The sequence below is a fragment of the Amycolatopsis albispora genome (genome assembly GCF_003312875.1).
Classification (GTDB): Bacteria; Actinomycetota; Actinomycetes; order Mycobacteriales; family Pseudonocardiaceae; genus Amycolatopsis; species Amycolatopsis albispora.
Genome location: NZ_CP015163.1, coordinates 8,606,685 through 8,625,648 on the forward strand (window position 1 = coordinate 8,606,685; position 18,964 = coordinate 8,625,648).

An 18,964-nucleotide genomic window follows, 5' to 3' on the forward strand; every position below is an offset into this window, starting at 1 on the left:
TGAGTGGGAAGATCCCCGTTCCACCCCTTGGTCGTGTCTCGGCTAGGAAGTGCTGGCCAGCGCGAAGGGCAGCACGGCGGGCGCGCCCGCCTGGCGCAGCAGCCGGGCGGCGATGGCCATCGTCCAGCCGGTGTCGGCCACGTCGTCGATCAGCAGCACCGGACCGGACAGCCCGGCGACCGCCTCGGCCAGTTCCGGCGGCAGCGACAGCCGGTGCCACAGGTCGGCCACGCGCTGCGCGCTGTTCGCCCGGCGCGGCCGTTCGCCGTCGGCGGCGAGTTCACCCAGGTAGTCCAGCCTGCCGATGCGTGCGATGCGCTGCGCGAAGTCGCGCACCAGCGTCGGGCGGGTGCTCGACGGCAGTGACACCACCGCGACCGGCCGCTCGGCCCAGTCCCAGGCGGCGAGCACCTGCACGCAGGCCTGGAACACCGCTTCGGGCACCTCGCCGTCGGCCGCCGAGTCGCCGACCAGCTCGCGCAAGCGATTGCCCCAGCCGATGTCGGTCAGCCTGCCGAGCGCACGGCCCGGCTCGGTCTGCTCACCCGCGGCGATCTTGCCGGACGCCTTGATGCCCAGCCCGGCCATGCCGGTCGGCCACTGCCGCCGCGACGCCAGCTCGACGCCCGGCCGCCGCAGGTCCTGCGCCGTCTTGTCCACAACGGACTCGGACACCTCGGCCGAGAGGTGCTTGCCGGTGCAGTTGTCGCACCGGCCGCAGGGCGCGGCATGCGGATCGTCCAGCTGCGAGAGCAGGAACTCCATCCGGCAGCCGGAGGTGTTCTGGTAGTCGAGCATCGCCTGCTGCTCGGCGTTGCGGGCCTCGCTGACCCGCTGGTAGCGCTGCGCGTCGTACTCCCACGGCTGCCCGGTGCTCTCCCAGCCACCGCGGACCCGGCGCACCGCACCGTCCACATCGAGCACCTTGAGCACCATTTCCAAGCGGGTGCGCGAAAGCTCCACCTTCGGCTCGAGCGCCGCCGTCGACAGTGGACGGTCGGCGGCGGCCAGCGCGTCCAGCAGCTGGTCGACCACGCGCTTGCCGGGGAAGGCCAGCGAACCGAAGTACCGCCAGATCTCCACGTCCTCGTGCCCGGGCAGCAGCACCACCTCGGCACGGCGCACACCGCGCCCGGCGCGGCCGACCTGCTGGTAGTAGGCGATCGGCGAGGACGGCGCGCCGACGTGCACCACAAAACCGAGGTCCGGCTTGTCGAAGCCCATGCCCAGCGCGGAGGTGGCGACCAGCGCCTTGACCCGGTTGGCTAGCAGGTCGTCCTCGGCGGCCTGGCGCTCGGCGGGCTCGGTCTTGCCGGTGTAGGCGGCGACCGGGTAACCGTGCTCGCCGAGCAGCCGCGCCACGTCGTAGGCACCGGCGACGGTGAGCGTGTAGATGATGCCGGAGCCGGGCAGCTCGCCGAGCCGTTCGGCCAGCCAGGCCAGCCGGGCCTCGGCGGTGGGCAGCCGGACCACCGACAGGTGCAGGCTCTCGCGGTCGAGCGGACCGCGCAGCACCAGCGCGTCCCCGGAACCGCTGGAGCCGACGCCGAGCTGGTCGGCCACGTCGGTGACCACCCGGTCGTTGGCCGTCGCGGTGGTGGCCAGCACCGGCACGCCGTCGGGCAGCTCGCCGAGCAGCGTGCGCAGGCGGCGGTAGTCGGGGCGGAAGTCGTGGCCCCAGTCGGAGATGCAGTGCGCCTCGTCGACCACCAGCAGCCCGGCGGTGGCGGTCAGCTTCGGCAGCACGTTGTCGCGGAAGTCCGGGTTGTTCAGCCGTTCGGGGCTGACCAGCAGCACGTCGGTGCGACCGGCGGTGATGTCGGCCTGCACCTCGTCCCAGTCCTGCTGGTTGGCCGAGTTCATGGTGGCCGCGTGGATCCCGGCCCGCGCGGCGGCGGCGATCTGGTTGCGCATCAGCGCCAGCAGCGGCGAGACGATCACCGTCGGCCCCGCGCCCTGCTCCCGCAGCAGCGCGGTGGCCAGGAAGTACACCGCCGACTTGCCCCAGCCGGTGCGCTGCACCACCAGCGCACGCCGCCGGTGGGCGACCAGCGCCTCGATCGCGGTCCACTGGTCCTCACGCAGGACGGCACCCTCGCCCGCGAGCGCGCGAAGCAGCTCGTCGGAACGGTGCCGCAGGGTCGTGACGTCGGTGCTTTCGGTGGGGTGCACGCCACCACCTCTACCCCATGGCACCGACAGCCCCGCGACCGGTGCGCCTGTGATGCAGGTCACTCGCCCGTCATTCCGCCCCGGTGCCCGGCTCTGTTCTGGGTGTACCGCCTCCGTTCCCCCGGAGAAGCCGGTACCCGGCGGTTCCCCCAGGCCGCCGGAGCGCGGTGCGCGGGCTCTCCGGTGCGGACACCCCGCGCACCGCGCCCTCTCTCCGGGGCACGTACGCTGCCTGTTCATGCCAGACCGGCGTCGAATCGGGGTCATGGGCGGGACGTTCGACCCCGTCCACCACGGACACCTCGTCGCGGCCAGCGAGGTGCAGTCGCGCTTCGGCCTCGACGAGGTCATCTTCGTGCCGACGGGCCAGCCGTGGCAGAAGTCCGACCGGGTGGTCACCCGCGCCGAGGACCGCTACCTGATGACGGTGATCGCCACCGCGTCCAACCCGGTGTTCTCGGTCAGCCGGGTGGACATCGACCGCGGCGGCCAGACCTACACCGTGGACACCCTGCGCGACCTGCGTGCCGAGTACCCGGACACCGAGCTCCACTTCATCACCGGCGCCGACGCGCTCGAGCAGATCCTCACCTGGCGCAACGCCGACGAGCTGTTCGACCTGGCCCACTTCATCGGCGTGACCCGGCCCGGCTACCACCTCAACGACCACCACCTGCCCAGCGGCAAGGTCAGCCTGGTCGAGGTGACCGCGATGGCGATCTCGTCCACCGGCTGCCGCGAACGGGTCGAGCAGGGCGAGCCGGTCTGGTACCTGGTGCCCGACGGGGTGGTCCGCTACATCGACAAACGCGGGCTGTACCGGCAGGCCAAGCCCTAGCGGGTACCCTCATCGGGCGCATCCGTTTACCCGAAGGAGCCCTGTTGACCGCCACGTCCGAAGCCCGCGAACTGGCCGTCACCGCCGCACACGCGGCGGCGGACAAGAAGGCGTCGAACGTGGTCGTGCTGGACGTCTCCGACCAGCTCGTCATCACCGACGCCTTCGTGATCGCCTCGGCCCCCAACGAACGCCAGGTCGGCGCCATCGTCGACAACGTGGAGGAGAAGCTCCGCGAAGCCGGGCACAAGCCGGTCCGCCGCGAAGGCGCGCGGGAAGGCCGCTGGGTGCTGCTCGACTTCGTCGACGTCGTGGTGCACGTCCAGCACGACGAGGAGCGCTCGTTCTACGGGCTCGAACGGCTGTGGAAGGACTGCCCCCGCATCGAGGTCGACGGCCTGCCCGTGGCCGACGCCGAGGAGGAGCCGGCCGGGGAGCGCCCGTGACCCAGCGGCTGGTGCTGTGGCGGCACGGTGAAACCGACTACAACGCCGCCGGCCGCATGCAGGGCCACCTCGACTCCGCGCTGACCCAGGTCGGCTGGAACCAGGCGCGGTTCGCCGCGCCCGCGCTCGCCCGCTTCTCGCCGGAGCTGGTGATCGCCTCCGACCTCCACCGCGCCACCGACACCGCCACCGTGCTCACCGAGGCGATCGGCGTGCCGCTGCGCATCGACAAGCGCCTGCGCGAGACGCACCTCGGCGAGTGGCAGGGGCTCACCGGCGCCGAAGTGGACGCCAAGTACCCCGGTGAGCGGGACCTCTGGCGCACCGATGCCACCTGGGCGCCGCCCGGCGGCGAGTCGCGGGTGGACGTGGCCGACCGCGCGTACGAGGTGGTCGCCGACCTGATGGCCGCCGACGCCGGGCACACCGTGCTGCTCGCCGCGCACGGCGGCCTGATCACCGCGCTGACCGCCCGGCTGCTCGGGCTGCCGGTCGAGGCGTGGCCGACGCTCGGCGGCATCTCGAACTGCCACTGGGTGGAGCTGGGGCGCCGCAACGACATGTGGCGGCTGATCGCGTACAACGCCGGCATCACCGGGTGAAGCCGCGGCTGCTGGTCTTCGGGGATTCGCTGAGCTTCCACGGCCCCGATCACGAATACGCGGCCGACGAACCCCGGCTCTGGCCCAACGTCGCCGCCGACGCGCTCGGCGGCACCGCCGACCTGGTGGCCGGGGTCGGCTGGAACGCGCGTGACCTGTGGTGGTCGCTGACCGGCGACCCGCGTGTCTGGGCCGACCTGCACCACGTCGACGCGGTGATCCTCGCGATCGGCAGCATGGACACCCTGCCGTCGCCGCTGCCCACGTACCTGCGCACCGGCCTGCGGTACCTCCGCCCGGACGGCCTGCGCCGTGTCGCCCGGCGCGCCTACCAGGCCGCGCAGCCGCGGCTGGCGGTGGCGCTGCGCGGGCGCCCGACCGTGCTGCCCGCCGCGTTGACCGTGCGGTACCTGGATCTTTCGGTGGAGGCGTTGCGCACGCTGCGCCCGTCGCTGCCAATCGTCGGCGTGCTGCCGTCGGTGCACCGTGCCGCGTCCTACGGCGGGGTGCACACCGCCCGCGCCGGTGCCGCGGCCGCGATGGCCGAGTGGGCGCGTCGGCGCGAAGTCCCCATGCTGGACCTCTCCGCCGTGGTCGGGCCGCACGTGCTCGGCGGCCACGGCAATCCCGACGGCATGCACTGGGGCTGGGCGGGACACGCCGCGGTGGGCGCCGAAATGGCAAAACTCGTCGCGCCCTTGTTGTTCACCGAAGAACCACGCGAGGCACCGTAGGCTGGTGGCCGTGCCGGTAGCCGTAGTCACGGATTCCACCGCCCACCTGCCGGAGGGCTTCGCCGACCGGCATGCGATCCGGGTGGTGCCGCTGCACGTGCTCATCGACGGGGTGTCCGCGCTCGACGGCACCGACGTCGGCCCGGCCGCGCTCGCCGAAGCGCTCGGCCAGCGCCGCATCGTCACCACCTCCAGGCCGACGCCAGCCGAGTTCGCCCGGCAGTTCCGCGCCGCGCTGGCCGACGGCGCCGAGGCGGTGGTTTCGGTGCACCTTTCCCGTGAGCTGTCGGGCACCTGGGAGGCGGCGGTGCTGGCGGCGCAGGAGGTCGGCCCGGACAAGGTGCGCATCGTCGATTCGCGGACCACCGCGATGGGGCTCGGCTTCGCCGCGCTGCACGCGTCTTCCGCCGCGGCGGCTGGTGCCTCGCCCGCCGAGGTGGAGAAGGCGGCGGTCGAGACGGCCCGGCGGTCGGAGACGCTTTTTGTGGTGGAGACCCTCGAGCATCTCCGCCGCGGCGGCCGCATCGGCTCGGCGGCCGCGCTGCTCGGTACCGCGCTGGCCGTGAAACCGGTGCTGCACATGGCCGAAGGCCGCATCCTGCCGCTGGAGAAGGTGCGCACGATGAACCGCGCGATGGCGCGCATGGTCGATCTCGCCGTGCGTGCGGCCGGTGACGACCCGGTGGAACTCGCCGTGCACCACCTGGCTTCGCCGGAACGCGCGGTCGAACTGGCCAACCGCCTGGAGGACCAGTTGCCGCGGTCGTCGGGGTGCCTGGTGTCCGAACTCGGCGCGGTGATCGGCGCCCACACCGGCCCGGGCGTGCTCGGGGTGGTCGTCCAGCGCCCCTGAGCGTCGCGCACTGTTCACGCTCGGTGATCTCCGGGTCGGTAGTGACCGGCTTGTTATGTCCGATTCGTAACGCTCGGTGAGATACTTCCGACGAGCAAGCATGCGCGGTGGGCCCGCTCGGGGCCTGGGTCAGGGGATCGCGCGGGGTTTCGGCTACCGGAGAAAGGACGATCCCCCTTGACCGACCTGGTGGCGTTCCTGACCGCGAGGGTGAACGAGCGCCAGAGCCTGATCATGCGGACGGTGCAGAAGGGCAAGGCGGGTGATCAGCTCGACCACGCCGACCTGGCCACGCAGACCGAGATGCGCATCCGCGGCCTCGGTTCCGTCGAACTCGAATCGATCAACCGGATGATCCGCGAGGTGGAGGCGACGCGGTTGATCATCGAGGCCCACGAGACCACGGTGACCGACCGCGTGGCCGGGTTCCCCCTCTACGGCGGGGACTATTGGTGCGAGATCTGCCACGTCCCCGGCGGCGAACCGGGCACGACTTGGTGCCGGACGCTGCGCCTGCTCGCGCTGCCGTACGCGGACCACCCCGAGTACCGCCGCGAATGGCGCCCTTGACAAGTGGCCGCCGAACGGGCGAACTAGGTACGAGAAGGCTCTTGTTCCGCCCGGTGGCTCTGCCCTGGACGCGGCCCGCCCGGCGGTTGCCGGCCGGCCGCGTCCACGGCGGCCAGCCGATCGCTGTGGTGATCAACTCCGCGGTGGCCAGTGCTGTCGTTGGCCACTCCGCGGACCGGTGAGGCGATGGCCAGCTCTGCGGTGCCAGCGATGTGGCGGCGGTCAGCCGGTCGCTGCGGTTTCCGTGCCCTCGGTGGTGAGCTTCGCCAGCCGGGGCAGCACTTCGTCGCGCCAGCCCGGGCCCATGCGTTCGCAGGCGTCGCGCTGGCGCTTGTCGTCGAGGTCGAAGCCGGAGTGCTCGAGCAGCAGCCGGGTGCCGTGGCCCTCTTCGACGAGCCGCCAGGTCAGCGTCCAGTCCCCGTTGAAGGTGTAGACCAGCTTGGCGGGCGGCTCGGATTCGACGATCTTGCACGGGATGTCGCCGAAACCCGGCATCTGCAGGTGGAATTCGTGGCCGACCTGGTCGCTGATGTCGCCGGGCGCCCACCACTTCGCGTGCAGCTCGGGGTCGGTGAGCGCGCGCCACACCTTCGCGGGCGGCGCGTTCATGAACTGGTCGACGGTGATGGTCCCGGTCCGGGTGTAGGTCATCGCGAGTTGTCCTCTTGGTTTTGGTCTCGGTCTTGGTCGGGGAGTTCGTTTTCGACGAGGTCCGCCATGCTGCGGAGGCGTTCGCGCCAGAACCGCTCGAACGGGTGCAGCCAGTCGCCGACCTGCGCCAGCGGGGCTGCCTCCAGGTGGTAGAAGCGTTGCCGTCCCACCGGTTCGTCGCGCACGAGCGACGCGTTGCGGAGGATGCGCAGGTGCTCGGCCACCGACGGCCTGCTCATGTCGAACTGGGCCGCCAGGTCGCCCGCCGTGCGCGGGCCACCGGCCAGCAACTCCAGCAGGCGGCGCCGGGCCGGGCTGGCCAACGCGAGAAACACTTCGTCGGACATGCCCAGGAGCATATGTAGCCTCTGGCCTACATGTCAACTTCTCCCTACATGCTTGCCGGTGAAGGCAACACTTGAGCGATCGCTCAAAAGCGGTCTAGACTCAAATTTTGAGCGACCGCTCAAAACTGGGGTTGGCGCAGCGGGGTGCGTGACCGGACTGGGGGTGTCATGTCGGCCCATCGTGGTGAGTGGTGTGGTGAGCGACTGCGTGATCACGGGTACCGGGTGGCCGCCCGGTTGCTGGCGGTCGCGCTGCTGCCGTTGGCTTTTGTGCTCGCGCCGCGGCGGGCCCGGCACGTGGCATGCCAGTGGGCGCTGGCCGCGCGTTTTCCTGCCGAGAATCTCGCTGGCCTCACCCTGGCGACCCGGCGAGCGTTCACGGCCGCCCGCACACAGGCTTTTTGGCACGACGGCACGCTGATCGGGCTCACCTCCGGCTACCGGAACCCAGCGGAGCAACGGTGTTTGTACGCGGAAGAACTCCGCCGAATCGAGCTCGCGACGACGGACGCGCGCCCGCGAGTGCTCCCGGCCGAGGAGTCACGGCACGTCGTGGGCACGGCGCTGGACGTGCGGCCCGCCGAGGGAGCGCGCTGGCTGGAACGCCACGGCGCCGCGTACGACCTGTACCGGGTGTACGACAACGAATGGTGGCACTTCGAACACCGCCCCGATGGCCCACCGGTGCGGCTGCGCTATCCCGGCGCATCGCTTGGCAAGACCGCAGTGCTACCGCGACCCGCCCTCGACAGCGCCTGACCGACGGCATGCACCATTACGACCGATCCGCGCACGGGCTGACGGCTGCCTCGCCTCGGACCACCGCAGCGGCTGCGCGCAGTCTGACGGGTGCCACTGTCGCGGACCGTTGTGGCGGTTGGGTGCGGGGCCGAGTAGGTGCCTTGGCCGGGACTGGCGTGGCGGTTGTGTGCAGGGGCTGCCGGAGGCTGCTCTTTCGTCGCTGATCTGGGGCAACTCTGCGCGCACTCGGCCGCGCCCGCCCGACGCGGAATGTGTCGCAAGGAGGTGTCAGTCGGCTGTGGCTTGTCAGGGCGCGATGCTGTGACTGCTGTAGGCGGATGGTGCTGGGCGGGTCAGCGGCCTCGGCGGAGGATGGCTGGGGTGCCGTCGTCGGGGAGGACGGCGGTGTCGCCATCGGTGTCGGTTCGGGTCAGCAGGGCGCCTCCGGTGGTCAAGGTGTCCATTGTGGATTGATTCGGGTGTCCGTACGAGTTACCGGCGCCGACGCTGATCATCGCGACGCGTGGGGCGACCGCGGTCAGGAAGGCGGGCAGCGAATAGCGTGAGCCGTGGTGCGGCACCTTGAGTATTTCGGCGTGCAGGTCCTCCTTGGTGGCCAGTAGATCGGCTTGCGCGGCCAGTTCGACGTCGCCGGTGAGCAGGATTCGTCCCGCGCTGGTGTGGCCCCTGAGCACCAGCGAACTGTTGTTGATCAACGTGCCGTCCTTCTCCGCCGTGGCGCGTGTGCTGACGTAGCGCGGCCCCAGTACGTCGAGGCCCAGCCCCGGCCAGTCGAGCCGCTGCCCGACCGGCAACTCCACCACCGGCACGCCGTTCGCACCGGCCACCTCGACGACCTTGTCCCAGGCCCATCGCGGTGCCCGGCCCGCGCCCACCGCCACCGCGCCGACCGTTCTGCCCTCGAACACCGACGCCAGCCCGCCGACGTGATCCGCATGCAGGTGGCTGAGCACCAGCAACGGCACCCTGTCCACGTCCAGCCGATCGAGGCAGCGATCCACCGGCCCCGGCTCCGGCCCGGTGTCCACCACGACGGCCCGCCCGGGTTCGGCGGTGGCCAGCACGAGGGCGTCGCCCTGGCCCACGTCGCACGCCACCACCGCCCAGCCCGGCGGAGGCCACGGCGGCGCGATCATCCGCGCGGGCACCGTCACCAGCAGGACGAGCGCCAGCACGACCGCGATCGCCAGCCGCACCCGGCCGAACCGGCAGGCCACCACCAGGACCACGACCACCAGCGCCGCCAGCAAGCCGCCCCACCAGCCCGGCGGCCAGTCCAGCACCGCGCCCGGCACCGCCGACGCCTCCCTGGCCACCAGGATCAGCCAGCTGGCCTCCGGCCCGGCCAGCCGCACCAGGAACTCGGCGCCGCCCGGCCACACCGTGCCGAGCACCGTCGCCAGCACGCCGAGAATGGTTGCCGGCGCGACCACCGGTGCGGCCAGCAGGTTCGCGGCCACCGCCACCAGGCTCAGCTCACCCGCCATGCCCGCGACGATCGGCACGGTCACGGTGAACGCCGCCAACGGCACCGCCAGCCACTCCGCCGGACCGGACGGCACCCCTCGCCGGGTGAGTGCCGCGGCCCAGCGCGGTGCCAGCAGCACCAGTCCCGCCGTCGCCACCACGGACAGCGCGAAACCGAAGCTGGCCGCCATCGCCGGGTCGTACACCACCAGTCCCGCCACAGCCGCCGCCAGTGCCGGGAGCGCGGTGCCCCGGCGACCCAGCGCCAGCGCGAGCAGTCCGACGGCGCCCATCACGCCCGCTCGCAGCACGCTCGGTTCCGGCCCGGTGATGATCAGGTAGCCCGCGAGGGCCAGGCCCGCGCCAGCCGCCGACACCACCGGCCCGAGCCGCAGCAGCCGGAACAACAGCAGCACCGCACCGCAGACGATCGTCACGTTGGTGCCGCTGACCGCCGTCAGGTGCGACAGGCCCGCAGCACGGAACTCGTCCTCGACCCGCCGGGACATTCCGGCGGTGTCACCGACCGCCAGCCCCGGTACCAGTCCGGCTGGTTCCTCGTCGAGCACGCCCGCCGCCGCCCGGAGCCCGGCGCGCATCGAGGCAGCTGCCCGCTGCCACCATGGCGCGTCAGCGACTTCCTGCGGTGGCCCTCGTACCTGGAGAGCTGCCACGGTCAGCTCGGCCGGTCGCCCCGGGGCCAGGGAGCCCGAGGCGGTCACCTGCTGCCCTGGCAACAGATCCGACCAACTCTCCGCGGTGGCGAGCAGCACCACGCGCCCGTCCGAGAACACCGTCCGTTGATCGACCGTCGCCTCGATGACCTCGGACGGGATCACCACGGCACTCGTACCACCTGCCCTTCCCGCGTAGCCCGCCGAACGGATCGGCCGGGGTCGTTCGGTGACCGTCACCCGGAGCACCGCTTGCTCACCTCGATCCGCTGCCGGGCGAAGCGGATCCTGCTGTGCGGCTTGCAGCCGCGGCGTCACCACCACCGCGAGCAACGCGCCGAAACCCAGTAGTGCCAACAGAAGCGCGCCCGTTCGTCCACTTCCCGTCGGTCGCCGGTGGACGGCCAGCAGTCCACCGGCAGCCACCCCCGCCACGCCCGCGCCGACCGCGAGCGTCACCCACCAGCCGAGCAACAGGCCGCCGAGAGTGCCGAGCCAGACCGCGAGCGCGGCCGGTACCAACCGCAGATCATGCCTGGCGGGCTCGGGGATCACCGCCGAACCGGCGGCCGGGGTCATTGCACGGTCACCTGATCACGCAGGCGCGTGAACCGGGTTTCGCCGATCCCTTCCACTTCACGGAGTTGCTCGACCGCGGTGAAGCGGCCGTGTTCGTTGCGCCAGTCGAGAATGCGCTGCGCGGTGACCTCGCCGATGCCGGGTAGATCGTCGAGCTGGGCCAGGCTCGCGGTGTTGAGGTCGACCTTGACCGCGGGTCCGGCGCCGGGGGAAGTCGGCGCCGGACCTTGGGCCTGTGGTGGCGCCCCCACATCGAGTTGCTCCCCGTCGCTGAGACGGCGAGCCAGGTTCACGGTGGCGAGATCGGTGCCGGGCAAGGCGCCTCCGGCTGCGCGCAACGCATCGGCGACGCGCGCGCCGGCGGGCAGCGTGACCAGACCGGGTTTGGTGACGTCGCCGATCACGCTCACGACCAGCTCGGCGCTGGCGCTCGGCGGCGCGCTGGAAGCGGGTGCGGCGCGGGCCAGTGGCAGCGCCGGGGCGCGTTCCGGCTCCGGCCCGCCGCCCAGCAGCAGGACGGCGGTGAGCGCGATCGCGAGCACGCCGGCGATGGCGAACACGATCGCGGCGCGCCCTTTGGCCGGGCTGCCGCGGGCTTTGGGCAGCCAGCGGGTGATCAGCCGGCGCGTGCGGTCGCGTTCCACCCGGGCCGCCAGCTCGGCGAGGTCCGGTTTGGGCTCCTCGGAGGGCGGGGGCGCTCCGGGATTGAAGAGTTGAAGACGTTCGAACACGGCTTCGACGTTATGGGGGTTGGGGTGGGGAGGACAGGGGGTTGAGTGGGGGCTGTGGACAAGTTGGGGGGTGTGGATAAGTCGGTGGGCGCTGGAGGCAGGCGGCAGAGGTAAATGCTGAGGGAGAGGCAAATGCTGATGGCAGGGGCGGATGTTGATGACAGAGGCGGAGGCTGGCGAGAGGGAATGCTGGTGAGGGAGCGAATGGTGCTGGGGACGCGGATGCTGGAGACGGGGGCGAGCGCTGGCGAGAGCGCGAATGCTGGCGGGTGAGGCGAATGCTAGCGAGGGAGCCGAATGCTGGCGGGTGAGGCGGATGCTGAAGGGAGGGGCGGGCGCTGGTGAGGGGTGATGCTGGTGAGGGAGGCGAGCGCTGGCGGGGAGGTGAATGGTGGCGGCGAGGGCCGCTGATGCTGGCGGGAGCCGAATGCTGGAGAGAGAGGGGCCAGCGTTGACGAGAGGGGCCAGCGCTAGCGAGGGGGCGAATGTGGTGAAGGGGGAATGCTGGTTAGGGAAGCGAGCGCTGACGACTGAGACGGATGCTGGCAACAGAGGCGAATGTTGCCGAAGACCGGCGTACACGAACGGCATGCCGGACACGAATGTGGCTTTCGGGGCGTGGTGAACGCTCCGAAAGCCACATTCGTGTTCTGGGGAAAGAAAGGGTGTTACTTGGCGAGAGCCTCGCGCACGGCATCCGCGGAAGCGGGGACGGTGGCGCGCGGGCCGATCTTGCCTTCCACGGCGTCCAGCGTCTTGAGGCCGTCGCCGGTGATCAGGAGGACGGTTTCCTCGTCGGGGTTGAGTTTTCCGGCCTCGACGAGCTTTTTCGCGGTTGCCACGGTCACGCCGCCGGCGGTCTCGGTGAAGATGCCCTCGGTGCGCGCCAGGAGCCGGATGCCCTCGACCACCTCTTCGTCGCTGACGTCCTCGATCGCGCCGCCGGTGCGGTTGACCACGTCCAGCACGTACGGGCCGTCCGCCGGGTTACCGATGGCCAGCGAGCGCGCGATGGTGTCCGGCTTGACCGGCTGCACCACGTCGTGCCCGGCGCGGAAGGCGGCCGACACCGGGGAGCACCCCGTCGCCTGCGCGCCGAAGATCTTGTACGGCGACTGCTCGACCAGCCCCAGCTCACCCAGCTCGCGGAAACCCTTGTCCACCTTGGTCAGCTGCGAGCCCGAAGCGATCGGCACCACGATCTGCTGCGGCCGCCGCCAGCCCAGCTGCTCGGCGACCTCGAAGGCCAGCGTCTTCGAGCCCTCGGAGTAGTACGGCCGCACGTTGACGTTGACGAACGCCCAGTTCTCGTTCTCCGCGGCCAGTTGCGTGGCCAGGCGGTTGACATCGTCGTAGTTGCCGTCGACCGCGATCAGCGCGCCGTCGTAGACCGCGGTGGTCAGGATCTTGGCTCGCTCCAGCGTCTTCGGGATCAGCACCACGGACTCCCAGCCCGCCCGCGCCGCGGCCGCGGCGACGGCGTTGGCCAGGTTGCCGGTGGACGGGCAGGCGAGCACCTCGAAGCCGAACTCGCGGGCCGCTGCCAGCGCCACCGCGACCACGCGGTCCTTGAACGAGTGGGTGGGGTTGCCGGTGTCGTCCTTGACCCAGACTCGCTTGAGCCCCAAGGCTTTCGCGAGCCTGTCCGCACGCACCAGCCGGGTACAGCCGGGCTCGGTGTTCGGGATCTCCTCGACGTTCGACGGCACCGGCAGCAGGCTCTTGTAGCGCCAGATGTTGCGCGGGCCCTTCTCGATGTCCTCGCGGCGCACGCGGCCGAAGTCGTAGGCGACCTCGAGCGGGGAGAAGTCCTCGGCGGAAACGAACTCGGGCGCCAGCGGCTGGCGGTGCCCCTCTTCCTTCGACACCAGCTCGACGGCCGGGCCGAGGTCCAGGGTGCGCTTGGTCGTGCGGAGGGTGGCAGTCATCGCGAGGTCCTTCCTCATCTGCCCCACGGGTGTGGGCCGGAATTGGCACCGTGATCGCCAGCTACCTCGCGGAATCGAGATGACAGGCTGACGCCGGTTGCCGGGGCTTCTTCGGGCCGTATCCCTCTGCCCCTCTGGATGAGCGTTGTTCGGTTGTCGGCCCGCGCTCGGCGCGGCGCCTCGCCAACACCGTACGGCATCACGCCGCGCCGACGCGACCGCCTCACCGTGCCGGGCTAGTGTCGTACCGCCGTGGCAGGATCGGGCCCGTGACCGAAGCAGCCGCCCTCCACCTCGTGCTCGGCGAGGAAGAACTGCTCATCGAGCGGGCGATTCGAGCCGCTCTCGAGGCCGCCCGCAGCGCGGACCCAGCGGCGGACCTGACCCGGCTCAAAGTGTCCGAACTCACAGCTCCAGCGCTCGCCGAGCTGGTCAGCCCGTCGCTGTTCAGCGAGGGCCGAGTGATCGCGATCGACGGCGCGCAGGACGCGTCGCAGGAGATCGGCGACGCGATCCTGGCCTATGCCAAGGATCCGGCCGACGGGGTGGTGCTGGTGCTCGTGCACACCGGCGGCGGCCGGACGAAGGCGGGCAAGGCGCTGCCCGCGGCGTTGCGCAAAGCCGGGGCGACGGTGGTCGAGTGCCCGAAGATCACCAAGCCGGCGGAGCGGGAAGCCTTCGTGCGCAACGAGGTCCGGCAGGCGGGCGGCAAGATCGACGCGGCCGGGGTGATGGCGCTGATCGACTCGGTCGGCTCGGATCTGCGCGAGCTGTCGTCGGCGGCGACCCAGCTGGTGGCGGACTCCGGTGGGAAGGTCGACGAGCAGGCCGTGCGGCGCTACCACCGCGGGCGGGCGGACGTGACCGGGTTCGCGGTGGCGGAGAAAGCGGTCTCGGGGGATCGCGCGGCGGCGCTGGAGTCGGTGCGCTGGGCGATGCAGATCGGGGTGCCGCACGTGCTGGTGGCGGACGCGCTGGCGGACGCGGTGCGGACGATCGCGCGGGTCGCCGGGGCGGGGCGCGGCAACCCGAACTCGATGGCGGGCGAGCTGGGGATGCCGCCGTGGAAGATCCGGAAGGCGCAGGGGCAGGTGCGCGGCTGGGGCCCGGACGGGCTGGCGGACGCGATGCGGATCGTGGCGAAGCTGAACGCGGACGTGAAGGGGGCGGCGGCCGATCCGGACTACGCGCTGGAGCGCGCGGTGCTGGCGGTCGCGGCGGCGAAGGAGCGGCGCTGAAGCTGGGGGGAGCGGGGCTCCGGCTGGGGAAGCGGGGACTCGCGGGGGGCCGCGAGTTTCCGGTGTCAGGTTGTGGTGAAGCGGGCCAGTGCGCGGATCTTGTTGGTGGCGTCCAGTGCGGCGACCTTGTACGCCTCCGACAGCGTCGGGTAGTTGAACACGGTGTCCACCAGGTAGTCGACCGTGCCGCCGCAGCCCATTACGGCTTGTCCGATGTGGACCAGGTCGGTGGCCCCGGTGCCGAAGACGTGCACGCCCAGCAGTTTCCGGTCCTCTGTGGACACCAGCAGCTTGAGCATGCCATACGAGTCGCCGGCGATTTGGCCTCGGGCCAGTTCGCGGTACCGGGCGGTACCGATCTCGTACGGGATCGAAGAAGACGTCAGCTCGGCCTCGGTCGCGCCGCAGTAGGAGATCTCCGGAATGGTGTAGATGCCGATCGGCTGCAGCGCGGCCAGCTCGTTCGCCGGTTCGCCGAAGGCGTGGTACGCGGCCAGCCTGCCCTGGTCCATCGAAGTCGCGGCGAGCGCGGGGAAGCCGATCACGTCACCGACGGCGTAGATGTGCGGGACCTCGGTGCGGTAGTGGTCGTCGACGGCGAGGCGGCCGCGCTTGTCGGCGGTCAGGCCCGCGTGCTCCAGGCCGAGCGCGTCGGTCATGCCCTGGCGACCGGCCGAGTACATCACCGCCTCGGCCGGGATGCGCTTCCCGCTGGCCAGCGACGTCACCGTGGCGTGCTCGCCGACCGCCACGTCGACCACCTTCTCGCCGAACCGGAAGGTCACCGCCAGGTCCCGGAGATGGAACTTCAGCGATTCGACGATCTCCGGGTCGCAGAACTCCAGCATCCGCTCCCGCTGCTCGACCACGGTCACCCGGCAGCCCAGCGCGGCGAACATCGAGGCGTACTCGATGCCGATCACCCCGGCACCCACCACGACCAGCGAAGACGGGATGCGGTCCAGGCTCAGGATCTCGTCGGAGTCCAGCACGCGGGCCTCGTCGAAGTCGACCTCCGGCGGGCGCGCCGGCCGGGTGCCGGTGGCGATCACCACGTACTCACCGGTCAGTGAGGTCCGCTCGCCACGCGGACCGCCTTCGACCGCGACGGTGTGCGGGTCGGTGAACCGGCCGAGGCCGCTGACCAGGTGCACCCCGTTGCGCATCAGCTGCGCGCGCACCACCTCGACCTCGCGCCCGATCACGTGCTGCGTGCGGGCCATCAGGTCGGCGATGGTGATGTCCTGCTTGACCCGGTAGCTGGCCCCGTACAGCTCACGCTGGCTCATCCCGGTCAGGTAGTGCACGGCCTCACGCAGCGTTTTCGACGGAATGGTGCCGGTGTTGACGCACACCCCGCCGACCATGTCGTGGCGGTCGACCACCGCCACGCGCTTGCCGAGCTTGGCCGCGGCGATGGCGGCCTTCTGCCCGCCGGGGCCCGAGCCGATCACGATCAGGTCGTAGTCATAGGCGCTCACGCGCCCAGCCTGCCCTATCGAGCCGCCGCACACACGAAAAAGCCCCCGGTTCGCACCGGGGGCTCCTTCGGAAGGGGGTGGGTCAGAGCGCGTTGACGCGCTTGGCCATCGCCGACTTCTTGTTCGCGGCCTGGTTGGCGTGCAGCACGCCCTTGGTGGCGGCCTTGTCCAGCTTGCGAGCGGCCTCGCGCTGGGCCTCGACGGCCTTGGCCTTGTCACCGGCGTCGGCGGCCTCGCGGAACTTGCGGATCGCGGTCTTCACCGAGGACCGGATCGCCTGGTTGCGCTGACGCGCCTTCTCGTTGGTCTTGATGCGCTTCATCTGCGACTTGATGTTGGCCATACGGGCGCTCCCTGGTTTCCTCGGTTCGGTTTCGCCGCCGCGTCTGTGGGTGGCCCCGCACCAGCGGGTTTCCTCCATGACGGAATGCCACGCGACAACGAGTGAAAAGCCTAACACCGGTGCTCGGAGCGCCCGCGCACGGGCGTAGGTTGAGCGCTGGTGAACGTGACGGCCCTGCTCCTCGTACTCGGTGCGGCCGTCGTGCACGCCGGGTGGAACCTCGCCGCGAAGCGGGTGTCCGACGGCGGTGCCCGGTTCGTCTTCCTCTACTACACGGTGACCGCCGTGGTGTTCGCGCCGGTGGCGGCGATCTCGCTGCTGTTCGCCCCGGAACGTCCACAGTGGACCTGGCTGCTGGCCGCGGCCGGGACGGCGGTGCTGCACGTGGCGTACGGGATCGTGCTGCAGCGCGGGTACGCGGCCGGTGACCTGTCCGTGGTCTACCCGCTGGCCAGGGGCAGCGGACCGCTGCTGTCGGTGCTGGCCGCGGTGCTGGTGCTGGGCGAGCGGCCGGGCTGGCTCGGCCTGCTGGGTGCGCTGCTGGTGGTCGCCGGGGTGCTGGTGATCGGCAGCGGAGGCGCGGGCGGCGACCCGCGGCAGCGGCGTGCCGGGATCTTCTACGGCCTGCTCACCGGGGCCGCGATCGCCGGGTACACGCTGTGGGACGCGCATTCGGTGACCGATCTCGCGGTGCCGCCGCTGGTCTACTTCAGCCTCGGCGCGGTGCTGCAGAGCGCGCTGCTCGCGCCGTACGCCCTGCGGGGCACCGCGACCGGCGAGCTGTGGCGCAAGCACCGCCGCGAGGTGCTGCTGGTCGGCGTGTTCTCACCGGTGGCCTACCTGCTGGTGCTGTTCGCCATGCGGCTGGCGCCGGTGAGCCTGGTCGCCCCGGCGCGTGAGCTGAGCATCGTGCTCGGCGGCTTGGCGGGCTGGCTGGTACTCGGTGAAGCCGACCCGGCACGCCGCGTGCTCGGTTCTTGTGTCGTGCTGGCCGGCATCACTGCCATTGCGGTGGCGTGAAGGCGCCGGTAGGGAGGAAGGCATGGAAGTTCTGAGCAGCCGCGTCCTGCTGATGCCGAAGGACCTCGAGGTGTCCACCGCCTTCTACCGGGACACCCTGGGCCTGGCGATCTACCGGGAGATCCCGGTCGGCACCATCTTCTTCCTCGGCGGCGGCTTCCTCGAACTGGTCGGCCGCGGCGAGACCGGGCCGACCCCGGACATCGCCTTCTGGCTGCAGGTCCGCGACCTGCCCGCGACGCTGGCCGAGCTGGCGGCCAAGGGCGTCGAGCCGGTGCGCGAGGCCCGCCGTGAACCGTGGGGCCTGGACGAGGCCTGGATCGCCGATCCCGACGGCACGCGGATCGTGCTGGTCGAGGTGCCGCCGGGGCATCCGCTGCGCACCGACGTCCGGGACCACTCGAAGGACTGAGTTACCTTCGGCGCGTGACGAACCCCACGCGCCGACTGCTCAAGGCGCTCGCCTGGTGCCTCGCGCTCGTCCTCGGCCTGCTGGCCTGGAGCACGGTCGCGAGGGTGACCTACGGCGGTGGCCCGGAGGCCGACCGGCTCGGCGTGGCCACCGCGACCACGTGCACCGAGCACGGTCCGATCGGGCCGCGCGGCTTCGGCACCAGCTACACCTGCCAGGCCGAGGTGCGCTGGTCGGACGGCGAAACCGAGCACGCCGAGTTCCCGGCCGGACAGCTCGAGCCCGGCGAGCGGGACGTGCCGGTCTATCTCGACACCTCCGAATCCGGTCGCGCCGACACGACGCTCGGCCGCAACGACACCGCGAAGTACTCGGCCGTCCGGCTCCCGGCGGTGATCGGGCTCGGCTTCCTGGTGGTGGTGCTCGCGCTGGGTGCCGGGGTCGCGGTGTACCGGGTGTTCCGGCCGGAGACGCGGACGGAGACCAAGGAGTGGCCGGTCACGCGGGCCGAGCTCAAGGCGGTCCGGATCCCGCGGCTCCAGCTGCTCGTGGCCTGGCTCGTGGTCGCCGTGGCCTACACCGTGCTGGCCACCATCCCGCGTTACGACGCGCCACGGGGCGAGGGCACCTTCACCTCACCGTGGCCGCAGATCGAGTGGGCGCTGCTGGTGGACCCGCCGGCCACCGGCGTGGTGATCATCGGGCTCATCCTCGCCGTGCTGGTCTGGGCGATCTACTCGTCCGTGCGAGCCGACGCCGCGCGGGTGCTCCGGTACGGGCCCGAATTTCTGGCGCGTGACCAGCGGAAGAAGCTCGTTGCGGCCGAACGGCGGAAGCGGGGTGCGGCCGGATCGGTCATCGGGTTGCTCTTGCTGGCGCTGGCGCTGTGGGGCACCATCCGCGTCATCGTGACCGGCTCGGCCGACGCGCCGCTGACGGTCTGGCTGGCTTCGGCACGCGACGCCGTGCTGCTCGCCGGCCTGGGTGCGCTCTGGCTGGCGACGGCGGAGACCACGCCCCAGCGGATCGCGCGCCTGCTCGCCGAGCACGAACGGCGATCCGGATCGGGTGGAACCGCGGGCGGTGCCGCGCCGTCGTAGCCGCTGAATGGAAGGA

At 71.4% G+C, this 18,964-nt stretch carries 19 protein-coding genes and 1 riboswitch; of the genes, 11 read left to right on the top strand and 8 right to left on the bottom strand.

What is annotated here, in order from left to right; translation table 11 throughout:
* Positions 1-42: 42 nt before the first annotated feature.
* Positions 43-2,172, bottom strand: coding sequence for a RecQ family ATP-dependent DNA helicase (locus A4R43_RS39910; protein ID WP_236808552.1), 2,130 nt, complete (start codon positions 2,170-2,172; stop codon positions 43-45).
* A gap of 265 nt (positions 2,173-2,437) precedes the next feature.
* On the opposite strand from A4R43_RS39910, the gene nadD reads away from it, so the two are divergent.
* The 6 genes from nadD (at position 2,438) to A4R43_RS39940 (ending at position 6,215) form a co-directional block, all read left to right on the top strand.
* Positions 2,438-3,010, top strand: a complete 573-nt coding sequence (nadD, locus tag A4R43_RS39915) for a nicotinate-nucleotide adenylyltransferase (RefSeq protein WP_236808554.1) — start codon at positions 2,438-2,440, stop codon at positions 3,008-3,010.
* 44 nt (positions 3,011-3,054) lie between these two features.
* Positions 3,055-3,456, top strand: a complete 402-nt coding sequence (gene rsfS, locus A4R43_RS39920; protein ID WP_113696824.1) for a ribosome silencing factor — start codon at positions 3,055-3,057, stop codon at positions 3,454-3,456.
* Entirely contained in the window at positions 3,453-4,058 is a 606-nt protein-coding gene (locus A4R43_RS39925) for a histidine phosphatase family protein (RefSeq protein ID WP_113696825.1), read from the top strand. The genes rsfS and A4R43_RS39925 overlap by 4 nt, the downstream gene beginning before the upstream one ends.
* A complete protein-coding gene (gene octT / locus A4R43_RS39930) occupies positions 4,055-4,792 on the top strand; it encodes a diglucosylglycerate octanoyltransferase (RefSeq protein ID WP_113696826.1) in 738 nt (245 codons plus the stop codon). The genes A4R43_RS39925 and octT overlap by 4 nt, the downstream gene beginning before the upstream one ends.
* A 10-nt stretch (positions 4,793-4,802) precedes the next feature.
* Positions 4,803-5,645, top strand: a complete 843-nt coding sequence (locus A4R43_RS39935; protein WP_113698197.1) for a DegV family protein — start codon at positions 4,803-4,805, stop codon at positions 5,643-5,645.
* 177 nt (positions 5,646-5,822) lie between these two features.
* Complete coding sequence (locus tag A4R43_RS39940) at positions 5,823-6,215, top strand: DUF6221 family protein (RefSeq protein WP_113696827.1); 393 nt, start codon at positions 5,823-5,825, stop codon at positions 6,213-6,215.
* A 222-nt stretch (positions 6,216-6,437) separates the two neighbouring features.
* Here A4R43_RS39940 and A4R43_RS39945 read toward each other — a convergent pair whose 3' ends face one another.
* Both A4R43_RS39945 and A4R43_RS39950 read right to left on the bottom strand, forming a co-directional pair.
* Positions 6,438-6,866, bottom strand: a complete 429-nt coding sequence (locus tag A4R43_RS39945; RefSeq protein ID WP_113696828.1) for an SRPBCC family protein — start codon at positions 6,864-6,866, stop codon at positions 6,438-6,440.
* Entirely contained in the window at positions 6,863-7,213 is a 351-nt protein-coding gene (locus A4R43_RS39950; protein WP_113698198.1) for an ArsR/SmtB family transcription factor, read from the bottom strand. The genes A4R43_RS39945 and A4R43_RS39950 overlap by 4 nt, the downstream gene beginning before the upstream one ends.
* A gap of 225 nt (positions 7,214-7,438) precedes the next feature.
* On the opposite strand from A4R43_RS39950, the gene A4R43_RS39955 reads away from it, so the two are divergent.
* On the top strand, positions 7,439-7,972 hold the full coding sequence (locus tag A4R43_RS39955) for a M15 family metallopeptidase domain-containing protein (RefSeq protein WP_236808555.1): 534 nt from the start codon (positions 7,439-7,441) through the stop codon (positions 7,970-7,972).
* Between the two features lie 335 nt (positions 7,973-8,307).
* On the opposite strand, the gene A4R43_RS39960 is transcribed toward A4R43_RS39955, so the two are convergent.
* The 3 genes from A4R43_RS39960 to thrC all read right to left on the bottom strand — a co-directional run bounded on the left by A4R43_RS39960 (position 8,308) and on the right by thrC (position 13,354).
* On the bottom strand, positions 8,308-10,695 hold the full coding sequence (locus A4R43_RS39960) for a ComEC/Rec2 family competence protein (RefSeq protein WP_113696830.1): 2,388 nt from the start codon (positions 10,693-10,695) through the stop codon (positions 8,308-8,310).
* Positions 10,692-11,426: a ComEA family DNA-binding protein gene (locus tag A4R43_RS44335; RefSeq protein WP_236808557.1), complete on the bottom strand. Its 735-nt coding sequence runs from the start codon at positions 11,424-11,426 to the stop codon at positions 10,692-10,694. The genes A4R43_RS39960 and A4R43_RS44335 overlap by 4 nt, the downstream gene beginning before the upstream one ends.
* A 668-nt stretch (positions 11,427-12,094) precedes the next feature.
* Positions 12,095-13,354, bottom strand: coding sequence for a threonine synthase (gene thrC / locus A4R43_RS39970; RefSeq protein WP_113698200.1), 1,260 nt, complete (start codon positions 13,352-13,354; stop codon positions 12,095-12,097).
* Between the two features lie 11 nt (positions 13,355-13,365).
* A riboswitch (SAM riboswitch) is annotated at positions 13,366-13,499 on the bottom strand.
* A 115-nt stretch (positions 13,500-13,614) separates the two neighbouring features.
* Between thrC and holA the strand changes: the two genes are divergently transcribed.
* A complete protein-coding gene (holA, locus tag A4R43_RS39975; RefSeq protein WP_113698201.1) occupies positions 13,615-14,592 on the top strand; it encodes a DNA polymerase III subunit delta in 978 nt (325 codons plus the stop codon).
* Between the two features lie 65 nt (positions 14,593-14,657).
* Here holA and sthA read toward each other — a convergent pair whose 3' ends face one another.
* Complete coding sequence (sthA, locus tag A4R43_RS39980) at positions 14,658-16,073, bottom strand: Si-specific NAD(P)(+) transhydrogenase (protein WP_162788767.1); 1,416 nt, start codon at positions 16,071-16,073, stop codon at positions 14,658-14,660.
* 82 nt (positions 16,074-16,155) lie between these two features.
* Entirely contained in the window at positions 16,156-16,416 is a 261-nt protein-coding gene (rpsT, locus tag A4R43_RS39985; RefSeq protein WP_113696832.1) for a 30S ribosomal protein S20, read from the bottom strand.
* Positions 16,417-16,575: 159 nt separating this feature from the next.
* Here rpsT and A4R43_RS39990 point away from each other — a divergent pair, with 159 nt between their 5' ends.
* From A4R43_RS39990 to A4R43_RS40000, 3 genes are read left to right on the top strand one after another with little or no spacing between them, the layout of a single operon-like run.
* Positions 16,576-17,436, top strand: a complete 861-nt coding sequence (locus A4R43_RS39990; protein WP_113696833.1) for an EamA family transporter — start codon at positions 16,576-16,578, stop codon at positions 17,434-17,436.
* 22 nt (positions 17,437-17,458) lie between these two features.
* Positions 17,459-17,848 carry a VOC family protein gene (locus tag A4R43_RS39995; protein ID WP_113696834.1) on the top strand — a complete coding sequence of 130 codons (390 nt, stop codon included), beginning with the start codon at positions 17,459-17,461 and terminating at the stop codon, positions 17,846-17,848.
* A gap of 14 nt (positions 17,849-17,862) precedes the next feature.
* Entirely contained in the window at positions 17,863-18,948 is a 1,086-nt protein-coding gene (locus tag A4R43_RS40000) for a DUF6346 domain-containing protein (protein WP_113696835.1), read from the top strand.
* The last annotated feature ends 16 nt before the right edge of the window (positions 18,949-18,964 follow it).